This is a genomic window from Micromonospora olivasterospora, from assembly GCF_007830265.1.
Classification (GTDB): Bacteria; Actinomycetota; Actinomycetes; order Mycobacteriales; family Micromonosporaceae; genus Micromonospora; species Micromonospora olivasterospora.
This window is the reverse complement of the sequence record NZ_VLKE01000001.1, coordinates 5405729-5419251: the sequence shown is the minus strand read 5'-3', so window position 1 is coordinate 5419251 and position 13523 is coordinate 5405729. Positions and strand designations below refer to the sequence as shown.

13 protein-coding genes are annotated in these 13523 nt (G+C 67.5%); 6 read left to right on the top strand and 7 right to left on the bottom strand.

The genetic code is table 11. The annotated features are described in order from the left end of the window. Positions 1-99 precede the first annotated feature (99 nt). The 6 genes from JD77_RS24860 (at position 100) to JD77_RS24835 (ending at position 7264) form a co-directional block, all read left to right on the top strand. A complete protein-coding gene (locus tag JD77_RS24860; protein ID WP_145776407.1) occupies positions 100-1221 on the top strand; it encodes an ABC transporter substrate-binding protein in 1122 nt (373 codons plus the stop codon). Positions 1222-1306: 85 nt separating this feature from the next. After that, complete coding sequence (locus JD77_RS24855) at positions 1307-2575, top strand: amidohydrolase family protein (protein WP_145776406.1); 1269 nt, start codon at positions 1307-1309, stop codon at positions 2573-2575. Next, positions 2572-3390, top strand: coding sequence for an ABC transporter ATP-binding protein (locus JD77_RS24850; RefSeq protein WP_145776405.1), 819 nt, complete (start codon positions 2572-2574; stop codon positions 3388-3390). The genes JD77_RS24855 and JD77_RS24850 overlap by 4 nt, the downstream gene beginning before the upstream one ends. 19 nt (positions 3391-3409) lie before the next feature. After that, positions 3410-4222: an ABC transporter permease gene (locus tag JD77_RS24845; protein ID WP_170286537.1), complete on the top strand. Its 813-nt coding sequence runs from the start codon at positions 3410-3412 to the stop codon at positions 4220-4222. Positions 4223-4401: 179 nt separating this feature from the next. Next, complete coding sequence (locus JD77_RS24840; RefSeq protein WP_170286536.1) at positions 4402-5670, top strand: amidase; 1269 nt, start codon at positions 4402-4404, stop codon at positions 5668-5670. An 88-nt stretch (positions 5671-5758) separates the two neighbouring features. Next, entirely contained in the window at positions 5759-7264 is a 1506-nt protein-coding gene (locus tag JD77_RS24835; protein WP_145776402.1) for a CoA-acylating methylmalonate-semialdehyde dehydrogenase, read from the top strand. A 134-nt stretch (positions 7265-7398) separates the two neighbouring features. Here the strand turns inward: JD77_RS24835 and JD77_RS24830 are convergent, their stop codons facing one another. The 7 genes from JD77_RS24830 to JD77_RS24800 form a co-directional block, all read right to left on the bottom strand. Then, positions 7399-7725 carry a hypothetical protein gene (locus JD77_RS24830; protein ID WP_145776401.1) on the bottom strand — a complete coding sequence of 109 codons (327 nt, stop codon included), beginning with the start codon at positions 7723-7725 and terminating at the stop codon, positions 7399-7401. A 44-nt stretch (positions 7726-7769) separates the two neighbouring features. Next, a complete protein-coding gene (locus tag JD77_RS24825) occupies positions 7770-9008 on the bottom strand; it encodes a hypothetical protein (protein WP_145776400.1) in 1239 nt (412 codons plus the stop codon). Next, entirely contained in the window at positions 9005-9301 is a 297-nt protein-coding gene (locus tag JD77_RS24820; protein ID WP_170286535.1) for a type VII secretion target, read from the bottom strand. The genes JD77_RS24825 and JD77_RS24820 overlap by 4 nt, the downstream gene beginning before the upstream one ends. 91 nt (positions 9302-9392) lie before the next feature. Further along, complete coding sequence (locus JD77_RS24815) at positions 9393-10013, bottom strand: DUF6642 family protein (RefSeq protein ID WP_145776398.1); 621 nt, start codon at positions 10011-10013, stop codon at positions 9393-9395. Positions 10014-10196: 183 nt separating this feature from the next. Beyond that, a complete protein-coding gene (locus tag JD77_RS24810; protein WP_145776397.1) occupies positions 10197-11675 on the bottom strand; it encodes a Fic family protein in 1479 nt (492 codons plus the stop codon). A gap of 151 nt (positions 11676-11826) precedes the next feature. Further along, positions 11827-13143, bottom strand: coding sequence for a hypothetical protein (locus JD77_RS24805; protein ID WP_145776396.1), 1317 nt, complete (start codon positions 13141-13143; stop codon positions 11827-11829). Then, positions 13140-13478 carry a hypothetical protein gene (locus JD77_RS24800; RefSeq protein ID WP_145776395.1) on the bottom strand — a complete coding sequence of 113 codons (339 nt, stop codon included), beginning with the start codon at positions 13476-13478 and terminating at the stop codon, positions 13140-13142. The genes JD77_RS24805 and JD77_RS24800 overlap by 4 nt, the downstream gene beginning before the upstream one ends. Positions 13479-13523 lie beyond the last annotated feature (45 nt).

Below are 13523 nucleotides of genomic sequence, written 5' to 3'. Positions count from 1 at the left end.
CTGCCCGGCCCGGCCTTAGGGTCGCTGTCGTCACGATGTAGACACACTGCCCACATCGTGAAAACGCCAGGAGTTCAGAGTCGAGCGAAGGTGGCCAGGATGCCCATCACGCACCGAAGACGAGCCTTGTTCGCTGCTTTTCTCAGTTCGCTGTTGACCGTGTCGCTTGCCGGCTGCATCGATCCTCCCAACGGCTCCAGCGGGTCCCACGGGGCGGAGGGACTCAAACAGATCTCGGTCGGTGTGCCCACGATCATGGGGCCGAACAACAGCCTGATCGCGGTCGCGCAGGGGCTGGGTTACTTCGCCGACGAGGGCCTCGCCGTCAGGTTCGTCACGACCGGCGGAAGCGCGGAGAGCGTGCAGAGCACCCTGACCGGCCAAATCGACATCGGCAGTTCCACGTCGGAACCGATCTACCAGTTGGCCGAGCGCGGCAAGTCCGGCGAAGAACTGGTGATGGTCTACAACTATCTCCGTGCTCCCACCGGAAGCATCGCCGTGCGCGCCGACTCGCCGATCCGGAGCCTCGGTGACTTCGCCGGCGCCACGATCGGCGCCGACAGTCTGGGCAGTGGCAACGTGCTGCTCGCCGAGGGAATCCTCCAGCTCGGCGGGGTCGACGCCGACGACGTCGACTTCGTGGCCACCGGAACCGGCGCGCCGGCACTACAGGCTCTGAAGTCGGGGAAGGTCGACGCCCTCTCGCTGTGGGACACCGAGTACGCCGCGATGGAGAAGTCCGGCATGAAACTGCGGTTTTTCAGCCACGACAAGATCGACCCGCTGTTCTCCACGACCTTCTTCGTGAGACCCGACTTCCTGAAGAGCGAGTCCAAGACCGTGGCCAGCTTCGGCAGGGCGATGGCCAAGGCGACGGTCTTCGCGTCGGAGAATCCGGCCGCCGCGCTTCAGGTGATGTACTCGGAGTATCCCGAGACACGGGTGGCGGGCAAGTCGCTCGAGGAGCAGCTCGACACCGATCTGACGGCATTCCGCGCACGACTCGAGCGGCTGACCGCCGGCGATCCGGCGGCCAACTCGAGCTGGGGGAGGTACCCCGACGGGGCGGTTCAGGCATGGCTGGACTTTGCCCTGACGGCCGGCATCGTAAAGAAGAAGCTCGATCCCACGCCGCTCTACACGAACGATCTCGTGCCGGAGTACAACGACTTCGACGCACAGACCATCGCGAAAGAGGCGCAGACGTGGAAGCCGTGATCCGGACCCACGAAGGGACCAACCCGTGACCATTCTCGATGACCTGGCGGCAATCCCTGTCGTCGACCACCACTGTCATATCGGCATGGACACCTACCAGGATTCCCGGGGCCGCCTGCGGGACGCCGACAGTCACGAGAAGGCGTACGCCCGCGGTTACGTCGAGGCCCGGATCGGTCCCGATGCGTACACCCGCTGGCTCGACGCCGAGCGCAGCCAGGACGCGGCCGAACTGGCGGACCTCGAAGAGACCCATGGGATCAGCGGCCTGCTCCAGCGCGCCCTCCGGTATCGGGAGACCACGGTCTTCGCGGAGAGCCTCGCCGAGGGGCACAGGTTCCTGGACGCCCAGGTCGGCTTCGACTACCGCTCGCCCCGCGCCCGGAGCGACGTCCGCGCGCTCTTCGACCGGACGCTCGATCTGGTCGGCTGTCCCGTCGTCCTGACCGATGTACGAGCCATGCCCGAGGAGCTCGCCGACTCACCGCGCTACCGGTGGGTGATGCGGATCGACGGTTACCTCTACCCGTTTCCCCTCGGGCGAACCGGGCAGCGCGGCGAGGAGGTCGAATCCTTCACCGCACGGTTCCGGGCCGATCTCCAGGCGCGACTGAACGAGCTCGGGTTGGACCAGGCTCCCACGTCCTTCGCGGCCTACCTGGAGTTCCTGACCTCGTCGATCAAGTACGTCGTCGCCAACGGCGCCGTCGGTTTCAAGATCGCCTCTGCGTACACGCGGAGCCTCGCGTTCGTGCCGCGCGGCTACCGGGAGGCTGAGTCCGCGTGGAACCGCGCCGTCGCGGGTTCGTTCGAGGATCGGGCAGTCTACGAGGACTACCTCGCGTTCCATGTGTTGCGCCAGATCGCGACGTGGCGGCTCCCCGTACAGATCCATGTCGGGTCGGGGCACGGCGAGCCCGGCATGGCCTACGCGGGGGCCCGCCCCCGGCTGCTCCAGTCCGTGTTCGATCAACCCGAGTTTTTCGGGATCCCGTTCGTGCTGATCCACGGCGGCTACCCCTACTGCAGCGAAACCGCGATCATGGCGCACACCTACGGCAACGTCTACCTGGACTTCTCCTGGATGCCGTACCTGCACCGCACGCACCTTGTGAGTCGACTCAACGAGTGGCTCGAGTTCCTGCCCGCGAACAAGGTCATCTTCGGTACCGACACCGGGCTGCCCGAGATGCACGTGGCCGCTGTCCGCAACGGACGGTGGGCCGTCGCCAGGGCGCTTGAGCGCGGCCGGTCGAACAACCTGTGGGCGGGCGAGCGGGCCGTGTGGCTGGCCGAACGGGTGCTCAGGGACAACGCACTCGAGATCTATTCCGAACTGGGGGTAGCAGCATGAGCACGACGGCACAGCACCTGGCGACGAATGGGGAAGGTGCGCACACCCGGCCGCTCATCTCCATCCGCGACCTGAGTAAACGGTACGAGACGAAGAAGGGCGTCACGGTGGCGCTCGACGGCATCGACCTGGACATCGCCGAGGGCGAGTTCGTGTCGGTCGTCGGACCGAGCGGATGCGGAAAGACCACGCTGCTGAAGATTCTTGCCGGTCTGGAAGAGCGCACCGCTGGCGATGCCCAGTTGGGGGGAGCACCCATCACGGGCCCGCGCAACGACATCGGCATCGCGTTCCAGGGATCGGTGATGCTCCCCTGGCGCAGGATCATCGAGAACGTGCTGCTTCCCGTCGAGCTCAACGAGAAGCCGACACCGGCACACCGGGAGCGGGCCCACTCGTTACTCGCGCTCGTGGGGCTGGACGAATTCGCGGACTCCTACCCCAACGAACTCTCCGGGGGAATGCAGCAGCGCGCCGCGATCTGCCGGGCCCTGGTGCACGACCCGTCCCTGCTGTTGTTGGACGAGCCGTTCGGGGCGCTGGACGCCCTCACCAGGGAGCAGCTGAACGTCCAGCTCAACTCGGTGTGGGAGCAGAGCGGGAAGACCGCCCTACTGATCACCCACAGCATCTCGGAGGCGGTGTACCTGTCCCAGCGGGTGGTGGTCATGAGCCCGCGCCCCGGACGCATCGTCGACGTCGTCGAGGTGCCTTTCGGCCGCAAGCGAGGACCGGAAATCCTCACCGACCCGAAGTTCGGCGAGGCCGCCGACAAGATCAGGCAGCACTTCAACGGGGAGCGAAAGAATGGCTAGCACCACTACGACCCGTGTGATGACACCGTCCCGCGCCCAGGGTTCCGCCAAGAGGCGTGGGGTCGCGTCCCGGCGGCACGTTCCGCCGCTCGCCTTCCTGGTGGTGCTCCTCGTGGCCTGGGAGTACGTGCCCAGGGCACTCGGCATCCCGTCGTTCATCTTTCCGCCGCTCGGTGAAGTCCTCCAGGCGTTGACCGATCCCGGCGCGACGAGGAGCTTCCTCTACCACACCCAGGTCACGCTCACCGAGGCGTTCAGCGGGCTGGCGATCGGAACCGTGCTCGGCCTGGTGCTCGGGGTCGTACTGGTCGAGGTCGACATCCTGAACCGCATGATCTACCCGTACATCGTCGCCATCCAGTCGATCCCCAAGGTCGCCATCGCGCCCCTGTTCGTCATCTGGTTCGGGTTCGGGCTGACCTCGAAGGTCGTCGTGGTCGCGCTGCTCGCGTTCTTCCCAGTGCTCCTCGGCACGATGTCGGGGATCAGAAGTGTGAGCGCCGAGCACATCGCGCTGTTCAAGGTGCACCGGGCCACCCGGGGGCAGATCAGGCGCAAGCTGTTGCTTCCCAGCGCCCTGCCCAGCATCTTCACGGGCTTCGAGATGGCCGTGGTCTTCTCCACCCTCGGCGCGATCGTCGGGGAGTTCGTCGGCGCCCAGGCGGGCCTCGGAGTGCTCATCCTCCAGGCGCAGTACCGGATGAACACCGGCGCCGTCTTCGCCTGCCTGCTGATCCTGTGCGCGGTCGGCATCACGCTGAACGTGATCGTCCGAATCGTCCGTCGCCGCATCCTCTACTGGGTCCCCGGAGAGAAGTCCCTGAAGGTCTGAGCACCGGAAACCCTTACACGGAAAGGCTGAATCCGATTACTGTCCAAGCGCCTCGAGAAGCGTCCGAGCCTCGACGGTCGGTGCCGGTCGCCGCGGCCGGATGCGTCACGCCCGGTTCCGGGGACAGCGACCAGGGGATCGTCGAGTCGGCGCGGAGGCTGCGCGCGGGATCCGTGACAGTGACCGAACTCGTGGAGACCTCGCTCAACCGTTGCGCGGACATCGAGCGGCACGTCCACGCGTTCGCCCACATCGACGCCGCGCAGGCCAGTGCGCGAGCGGCCGAACTCGACGCCATGCTGGACGCCGGATACCAGCCCCGGTCACCGCTGTTCGGTATCCCCCTCGCCGTCAAGGACGTCATCGATGTGGCGGGAATGCCGACCCGGGCAGGGTCGCGCCTGTTCAGCGGCGCACCGGCAGCGGAGCACGACGCGACGGTGGTACGCGCCCTGCGTGCCGCCGGAGCGGTCCTGATCGGCAAGACGCACACCCACGAGATGGCCATGGGAACGGTCACGCCGACGACGCGGAATCCCCACGACCTCACCCGCATCGCGGGGGGTTCCAGCGGAGGGTCCGCAGCCGCAGTCGCCGCCGGGGAAGTCCTGGGCGCACTCGGCACCGACACCGGCGGATCGATCAGGATCCCGGCGGCGCTCTGCGGCGTCGCCGGCCTGAAGCCGCGTACCCACTCGGTCGACATGGCCGGCCAGATCCCGCTGTCGCCGATAGCCGACTCGTGCGGTCCCCTGGCGGCGAACGTGCGGGACCTGTCCGCCCTCTGGTCCGCCATGTCGGGGCGGCCGACGACCGCCGTCGACGTTAACCGCCTCGGCGTCCTGGCCCCGGCGGACCTCGGCGACGTGGAGTCCGCCGTCGGCATCGCCTACGAGCACCTCGGCGAGAGCCTGGCGCGGCACAGCCGGGTGTCGACGGTGACGGTCCAGGTCCCGGCCTTCGACGAGTGGTATCCCGTCCGGCTGGTCCCGCTCTTCGCCGATGCCTACCAGGCCCACCACGCAGCCGGCTGGTATCCGGCCGGACGGGGACTCTACAGCCGTGGCCTCAGGACCGTTCTCGACGCGGCGGCGCAGCACACCGCGGCTGACCTGCTGGCCGCGTGGAAGACCCTCACGCACCTGACCGAGCGTCTGATGGCGGCCTTCTCGGTGTGCGACGCGCTCGTGCTGCCGACCGTCCCGACCACCGCGCCGTTGCGCACCGCCGTCGACGACGACTCGCGTCCGCGCGCCGAACTCACCGGTGCCAGCCGCCAACTGACCCGCTTCTGCGCGCCCGTCAACTGGTCTCCACTGGCCGCGGTCACCGTTCCCTTCGGGACAGACGAGCGAGGACTCCCGGTCGGGATGCAGTGCGTGGCCCTGGACGAGGAACGAGCGCTGTCCGCAGCCCGGTTGGTCGAGGGACTGGCCGGCACGTACTGAACACCACCCCACGCTCGCCCGAGGCGGGCCGGCCGGCCGGAACGTCGGGCCGGTAACTCAACCTGCCAACCGAACTGGAGGATCGAACGTGAGTGACCCGAACAAGCCGACGCTCGGACATTGGATCAACGGGCGTCGGGTGGCCAGCGAAACCGCGCGCCGGGCGGCCGTCTTCGACCCCGCGCTCGGAGCGGCCACGAGGGAGGTGGTGCTGGCCGACGCCACCGAGACCGCCGCCGCGGTCGAGGCAGCCAGGCACGCCTTCGAGGAATGGTCTCAGCTCTCGGCCGCCAGACGGCAGACGGTGGTCTTCCGGTTTCGCGAGCTGCTGAACAGCCGTAAGGAGGAACTCGCGCGGATCATCACCGGTGAGCACGGCAAGGCCGTGTCCGACGCGGCGGCCGAGGTGCAGCGCGGACTTGAGGTCGTCGACCTCGCGACCGCGTTCCCACACCTCACCAGCGGACGTTACGCACAGAACGTGTCCACCGGCGTCGATGTGCATTCCGTACGGCAACCACTCGGTGTCGTTGCCGTGATCAGCCCGTTCAACTTCCCGGCGATGGTGCCCCTGTGGTTCACCCCCATCGCGATCGCCGTCGGCAACACGGTGGTGCTCAAGCCGAGTGAGCGGGTGCCGTCGGCGGCGCTCTGGCTGGCCGAGCTCTGGAAGGCCGCCGGGCTCCCCGACGGGGTGTTCAACGTTCTCCAGGGCGACCGCGTCGCTGTCGAAGCCCTGCTGCACCACCCGGACGTACAGGCGGTCTCCTTCGTCGGGTCGACGCCGGTGGCGCGTTCGATCTACGAGTCCGCAGCGCGGGTCGGAAAACGCGTTCAGGCCTTCGGTGGCGCGAAGAACCACATGCTCGTGCTTGCCGACGCCGACCTCGACGCCGCCGCGGACCAGGCGGTGTCCGGTGGATTCGGGTCGGCCGGCGAAAGATGCATGGCCATCTCCGTCGTCCTTGCCGAGGAGTCGATCGCCGACGAGCTGAACGCGCGGATCCAGGAGCGGGCCGCGAGGCTGCGGGTCGGCGACGGCCGCACCGACCCGGACATGGGCCCGCTGATCACCCGCCAACACCGGGACCGGGTGGCCAGCTATATCGACATCGCCGAACGCGACGGCGCCACGGTGCTGGTGGACGGCCGCCACTGCCGGGTGGACGGCCACGAGAACGGTTTCTGGCTCGGCCCCACGCTCCTGGACGGGGTTCCGACGACCTCGAAGGCGTACGAGGACGAGATCTTCGGCCCCGTGCTCGCGGTGGTCCGCGTGAAGGACCTCGACGAAGGGCTACGTCTCATCAACTCCAGCCAGTTCGGCAACGGGACGGCCATCTTCACCAACGACGGCCGCGCCGCCCGACGCTTCGAACGCGAGGTTCAGGTGGGCATGGTCGGAGTGAACGTCCCGGTTCCCGTACCGGTCTCCTACTTCGCCTTCGGCGGCTGGAAGGACTCACTTCTCGGTGACGCTCCCGCGTACGGTCCGGAAGGGTTCGCGTTCTTCACCCGTCAGAAGGCGGTCACCTCACGGTGGGTCACCTCGACGCGTAGCTCGCTGAGCATGGGGTTCCCCGAGAACGACTGAACGGGCGACACGTGCGGGGGCGCGCCGAAACGGGTCGATGCCCAGACCGGGGACTGGATCTGCCATCGTCCGGTGCGCCCCGCCTCCCCGGCCGACCGTTCTCCTACTGCTGGCCCAAGTCGGGGCAGCACCCCTCAGACGCGTGGATGCGCGTCCTCAATCCGCTCCGCGCGCACGTACGAGAGGAAGTCCGCCTGTTCGGCGGGGTCCAACGCGGCGAACGCGGCGTAGGCCCGCTTCCGCGCCTCCGGGGTCTCGGCGGCGAGCAGTCCGATGATCGCCGCCCAGGCGAGGGAGACCAGATGGACCCGGTCCCGGCGCAGGGCCGGGAGCCGGCTCAACTGATCGAGCAGACCGGCGGCAGCGTCGTCCACTCGCGCCCGGTCGACCAGCTCGAACACCGCCTTGCCCCGGTACGGGCCGCCCTGAGCGGCGAGGTTCGCCAGCTCCGCGTTGCTCATCTGCCGCACAGGTGGCACAGGGAGACGGGGCGGGGGCGGGGCGGTCATGGGTCAACTCCGAAGATTCTCGAATACTCTTCGCGGATCGCCTGATTCAGGCGGTCAACGGACTCGTGGTCACCGATCGATCTGGCATAGTCGATTTCTCGCTGGTAGGCGCGAACCTCGTTCTCATACCGTACGACCGGGTCCTCGAACCAGCCTCTCATGCCGGCCCATCCCGCAGCGTGATCGTCCCGTAGGTGCTGCATCTCGTGCAGCAGCGCCCCGTACGACGCATCCGGATCGAGCACAAGGTGGCCGGGGTTGCCCGGCCCTGGCGCCGGGCCGTAGGCCAGAGCGCCGGAGCGGAAGGTGATCTCGACACCGAGATCTCGGGCCTCCTGGATGGCGGCCTCCCACTGTTCAGAATGAGTCTGCCGCGCCGGGCCCCACTTGCGAAGCGGATCAGCGTCGGCGTGGAGCAGATGGGTGGTGCGGTCGAGGAGGTCTGACGGCACGGCACCGGCCCTGGACCCTCCGCCGCGGACGAGGGTTTTCAGCTCTGCGATGAGCTGTCCCAGCCGGCGCAGGACGGGAGCCAGCCGGCGCAGGCTCTCGATCAGCGCGTGCAGCAGGCGGGCGATCCGGGCGGCCCATTTGCTGGCGAGGGCGGTTACCTGGGTGACGACCCATGGGGTGGCCAAGCCCAACGTCAGTCCCTCTTCGGCGAGCCACTCCCAGAGGCGCACCGCCAGGACCGACACGAACTCCGCGATGAGATCCCGAACGAGGCCACGAACCATCGCGACCAGCAGTCCCGCCCCCTCGGTGATCTCCGCCATGGCGTAGGCCGCCTTGGTGAGCGCGTTCAAGGCGGCCACGTGTCTGCCGCTGTTCGCGCGGTACGCGTCGGCGGCGGCCCCGCCCCAGCCCGCCAACTGCCCGTCAACCGAGCCGGCGAATGCGGCGGCCGCTTCGGCCGTTGCCCCGGCGACGTTCCGCCATGTCTGCGCATAGGCGTGGATCTGGTCGGGGTCACCCGCCAACTCGTCCAGTGCGTCGGACAAGGGCTTGACGTGCTCGATCAACCAGCCGACCCCCCACGCCACCAGTTGGCCCAGCGGATCGGTGACGAAGGCGAGAGCGTCCATCGAGGTCGCCAGGCCACCGATCGTGGCATCGATCCAACTGCCGGAGGCGTACCCCGCCATCAGCGCGTCGATGTCCTCGGCGAGGTAGATGCCGCTGAACGCGGTCGTGCTGTCCTCACGGGCCGCGATCAACGGAGAGGACTCGCTCACCGTTCCCCGCCACCGAACCGGATGGCCGCACGCTGGTCGCCCTGGTCGTACCGGTCGGCGACCGCACGCAGTGCGTCAGCCGCACGCTGCATCTCGCACGCCGTCTCCCCGAGGCTGTCGACGACGGCCTCATGCACCGGCTCAAGCAGGTGCGGAATCATCTGACAGAGCCGACCGTACGCAGCGCGCCCCAGCTCGATCGTGGAAGCCGCGTGACGGCACCGCTCGACCGCATCGGCGCAGTCGTCGACCGCCGACGAGTGCGCTCGGAGCGACCAGGCGTCGACCTCCAAGCCATCCCTCACAGGTCGACCCGATGCCGTCGGAAGCGCGCATCCATCACTGTTGGTCTTCCCTCCCCGTGGTGTCTTCCTGCTCGACGCCTCAGACCGGCACGACCGGCTCCGGCCGCCTCATCGCGGGTATCCGTGGCCCCTGAGAGTGCTGGTAGATCATGCGGAATCCGAGGTGCTGCGCCAAGGGCGCCCACCGGGCGGTTCGCACCAACTGCTCGACGCTGTTGGCCCTACGGCCGTTGGCCAGCCGGTCGACGAGGACGGTGTCGAACGCGGACGACCCGACCCAGTCGATGGTCCTGGTGAAACCGCACACCATCGACGCTCCTGTCTCCTCCAGGATCTCCACGAGGGCGGTCTCAGAGAGCCGCAGGATCGCACCGCAGTCGAAGTAGAGTCGCTTGCCCTCGCATCGGCCCCGCAGCCAGCTCACGATTTCGGCCAGATCCAGCTCATGCTGCCCCGAGAGGCAGAGGCGACCGGGCCCTCCGTCCATGGCGAAGATGCCGACGTTGTAGGCGGTGCACTTCCGCGACAACCACTGGTCGAGGTAGAAGCGCAGCTCGCCGGGCGTTGCCACGTCCCGATGGATGAAGCGGATTCTGCGCAGTCGCTCCAACAGCTCCAACGTCGGCAGCACCGAACCGCGCTCAGCCAGGTCGTCGCCCCACTGCCCCTCGACACAGAACACACTGCCGGGCTTGTCCACGTCGCATCCCCTCGTACGTCATGGAGGCACCACCCTACCGAAAGGAATCGACGTCGAACCATCCCCAGCGACGCGGTCAATCCTCGGCGTCGAGAAGCGGACGAAGCTGAACGGGTTACCCGTAAGGTCCAAACTGGCGGTCGGATCGCTACCCCTCGCAGGTCCGGATCGTGAGGTGAGCGCTTATCCCAAACCGTTGCTGAAGCCCGCGATGGCGGCCGCCAGCGTCCGGTCCACCAACTCACACACGTCCGACCAACGAGCATCCGCCGAGTCACTGTAGATCAACGTGACGCTGTCGTCCGGGGTGGAATTCAGCAACGGTACGGCACGCGTGTGCTCTGCGTCCGCGTGGTTCTCCACCGACTCGGCGAAGGTCGTTACCGCGAGCACGCCCGTCTCGCCTCGACCGACCTTCTGCACCGCCACGACATAGCGCAGGGTCTGCCCGAGGACGGTCAGCCGCAACTGCGCCCACCAGCTTCCCTCCCGCAGGTTGCTGTAGAAGTCCACCGCATTCGCGGTACGGACGAGTTGAGCGCGCCACCAGAGGGCCCGCTCCTCGGGCGGGATGGCCTGGATGACCGTCGCCTTGGCCTCGCCGTCGACCGCGCGGAACGCGTCCTGGAACTGCTCACGAACGCCCTGCAGGTATCCGACGAGCTTGCCGTGCACGTCCTTCGCGAGCGCCCGCGCCTGTTGGCCCTGCTTGTCGTTCCTCTTCTCCACGAGGATGCGCAGCCGTTGGGCGTACGCACGGGCAACCTCGACCGCGCTCTCCCCCGCTGGCGCGACCTCGACGGGCCGTGTGAGTTCGGAGGTGAGCGCGATGCGTTCCAATCGCGCGAAGAAGCGGACCAGCGGCCGCAGGTCGCCGTCGTTCGCCCTGTCGAGCGCCGCGATGTAGTCCGCCCGCTGACGCCGATCCACCACGAGCGGGGCGTAGCGCGCCTGCAGCAGCACCAGCAGGGTCAGTGCCCGGGCGACGCGGCCGTTACCGTCGGCGAACGGGTGTATACAGATGAACCGATGGTGCAGCCAGGCGGCCCGAACCAGCGGATGCGCGGACGCCGCCTCCTCGTAGCGCGCGACAAGCAGTTCCATCTCCGACTGCACGTGCTCGGGAGGCACGAAGCTGATGCGGGTACCGTCGTCACGGGTGACCGAGTTCGCTTGCTTCTTCCATTCTCCGTGCGGCAACGGAACCTTGACGATACGGCCGAACTGGTCCATCGCGTCGTAGGTCGGCTGGTTCCGCGTGATCAGGACGTGCAACTCCCGAATGAACTGGAGTGTCAGGCTCGTGTCACCGCGAGCCGCCTTCGCCAGGTAGTCGAGTGCGGAGTACTGATCCCGGATAACCGCGAGGGTGTCCTCGGTGATTCCGCCTTTGCCTGCCGCCGCCTCAAGGGTCAACCCTTCGGCGACCAGCGCCTCCGTCACGTCCCAGTCGACGTCGTAGAGACGCTCGATGACGCCGGTCTCGATGGCGTGCCGGCGGAGGCTGCGCTTCCGCGCTTCCTCCACTTCTTCGGGCGTTGCGACGGAGAGATTCTCCTCCCACACCCGACGGAGGCTCCCGATGGCGGCCAGCAGCTCGGCCACGTCGCCGTTCAGCTCGGGAAGCGGCTCGACACTTCGCCAGGGAAGCTCCGTTGCCACAGGCCGAAGCCTACCGTCGGCCCCCTCGGCTTCTACCGGCTGCCACGCTGGCGCGGCCTACAGCGGAATCCGTCGCAGGTCACGTGCCCCCAGAGGGCGGCGAACGGCATCAAACCCCCGGTCAAGCAGCCCACCGACGGCGGCTGCCGCCTCAGGCAGCGACTGCAGGGAACACTACGAGCGATCCGTCGCCGCTTCGCTCAATCTCGATCGCAACGTCAGCTCGGCGGGTTCCCAGGTTGAGGCCATCGCCCAGGGCACGAAGACGATATACGGCTTTGAGTAGGTCGTCGACCTCACCCTGGGTGAACATGATGCTCCGGAAACCGCCGTAACGCTTCAACTCGAGAGTTGACAGTCGAAGCAGGACTGAGTTGATGCCTGACTCCAACTCGTCGACGCGGCGCTCGTCGTCGCGCAGAGTTCCGATGAAACTTTTGAACGGATTGTCCGCTCCCACTAACTGAGCGTGTTCGACTGCTTGAAGCACGATCACTCGGCGCTTGAAAGCGATGGCGAGTCGGGCCAGCTCCACGTGCGCGCGGAATTTGCCGCCTTCCCCGTTGATACCGGGGAACGACTCCGTCAACGCACCGACTTCGACCGGGCCGTCGGGCAGCTTGTCCAGCGCGTCCTGCCATTTTGAGAGCCGGTGCTCGGCTTTTTCGATCGCCTTGCTGATCGCGTACGACGAGGAATCCAGCCCCAGCGACAGGCCGACCCTGCCCTGGTCGAGGAGAACCGACGTTGCCTTGTCGATCGCGTCGCGACAACCGCCCAACTCGCTGCGTTCATTCTCAAGTTTGTCCTCGTGCAACTGCTCCAGCAGGTCGGTGATCCGCTCGATGGCTTTCTGGCGTTGCTGATCGGCGTAGGCGCTGACGCCGACCGCCACCGCCATCAGCACAAGTGGCGCGGCCACTGTCAACGCTCCGGCGCTGGCCACAGCCACGCCAGCCGTCGTGGCCGAGCCGGTTGCCGCGCCCGCAACAGCGGCCTTGCCAGCAACGGGCACGAACGTGCCACCGGCTACGATGCGGCCGGCGGAGTCGACCAGCGGGCCGCGAATACCTCCGGCAAGTGTCTTGGCAGCCATGGGCCGAAAGAGCCCCTTACCGACCTGCGCGGCGACCTTCGCCGGCACCACAAACCGGTAGAGCACTTCACCGGTGGCGGCGACGTTCAGCGTCGGAGGCGCCGACTTCGCTGTCTGAGTCACGAGGTGCGACAACTGCTGGGCGAGCGGACTGGCTGCCTGGAGCGGAATCCCGCCCTTCCGATCGCGCTTGGTCGGCAGCGGATGCGCTTCCAGCGTCGCGATGGGGGAATCTGCAAGTGCCGCCAGTGCTGTCCGCAGTTCGGCGAGTCGGGCCGGCGTCATACCTTCATCGCTCACCACGTTCGGCAGGTTCACGGCCTCCGTAGCCAGGGTCCACACTGGCCGGGCTGCCTCGTTATCAACGGTCACGCCTTGTCCCTTCCCAAACTGACGTCCACGATAGACGGTTCGTAGAGCCGCTCGGATCTGATGGTCACGCCTTCGCCTTGCGGCCACGGGTCGCCTTCGGCGGGCGCCACGACGTCAACGCCTCGTCGGTGAGGTGCAGCCGGTTGGTGGTCTCGGCGAGGAAGCTGGCGTAGATGTCCGCCGGCGACGAACCCCACCCATGTGGCGGCGGTACGCCCGACCTTGAAGGCATGGTCGTACTCGCCACGCAGCTTGGAGCGCACCTCCTCGACCGACTCGGCCTGCCCCCGCAGGTCCTTCTCCAGGTTCTTGGCCTGCTTCTGCAGGTCGGACAAGAGCAGTTCCGGTCGATCACGCAAAGACTCTGGTCGGCTGACCAC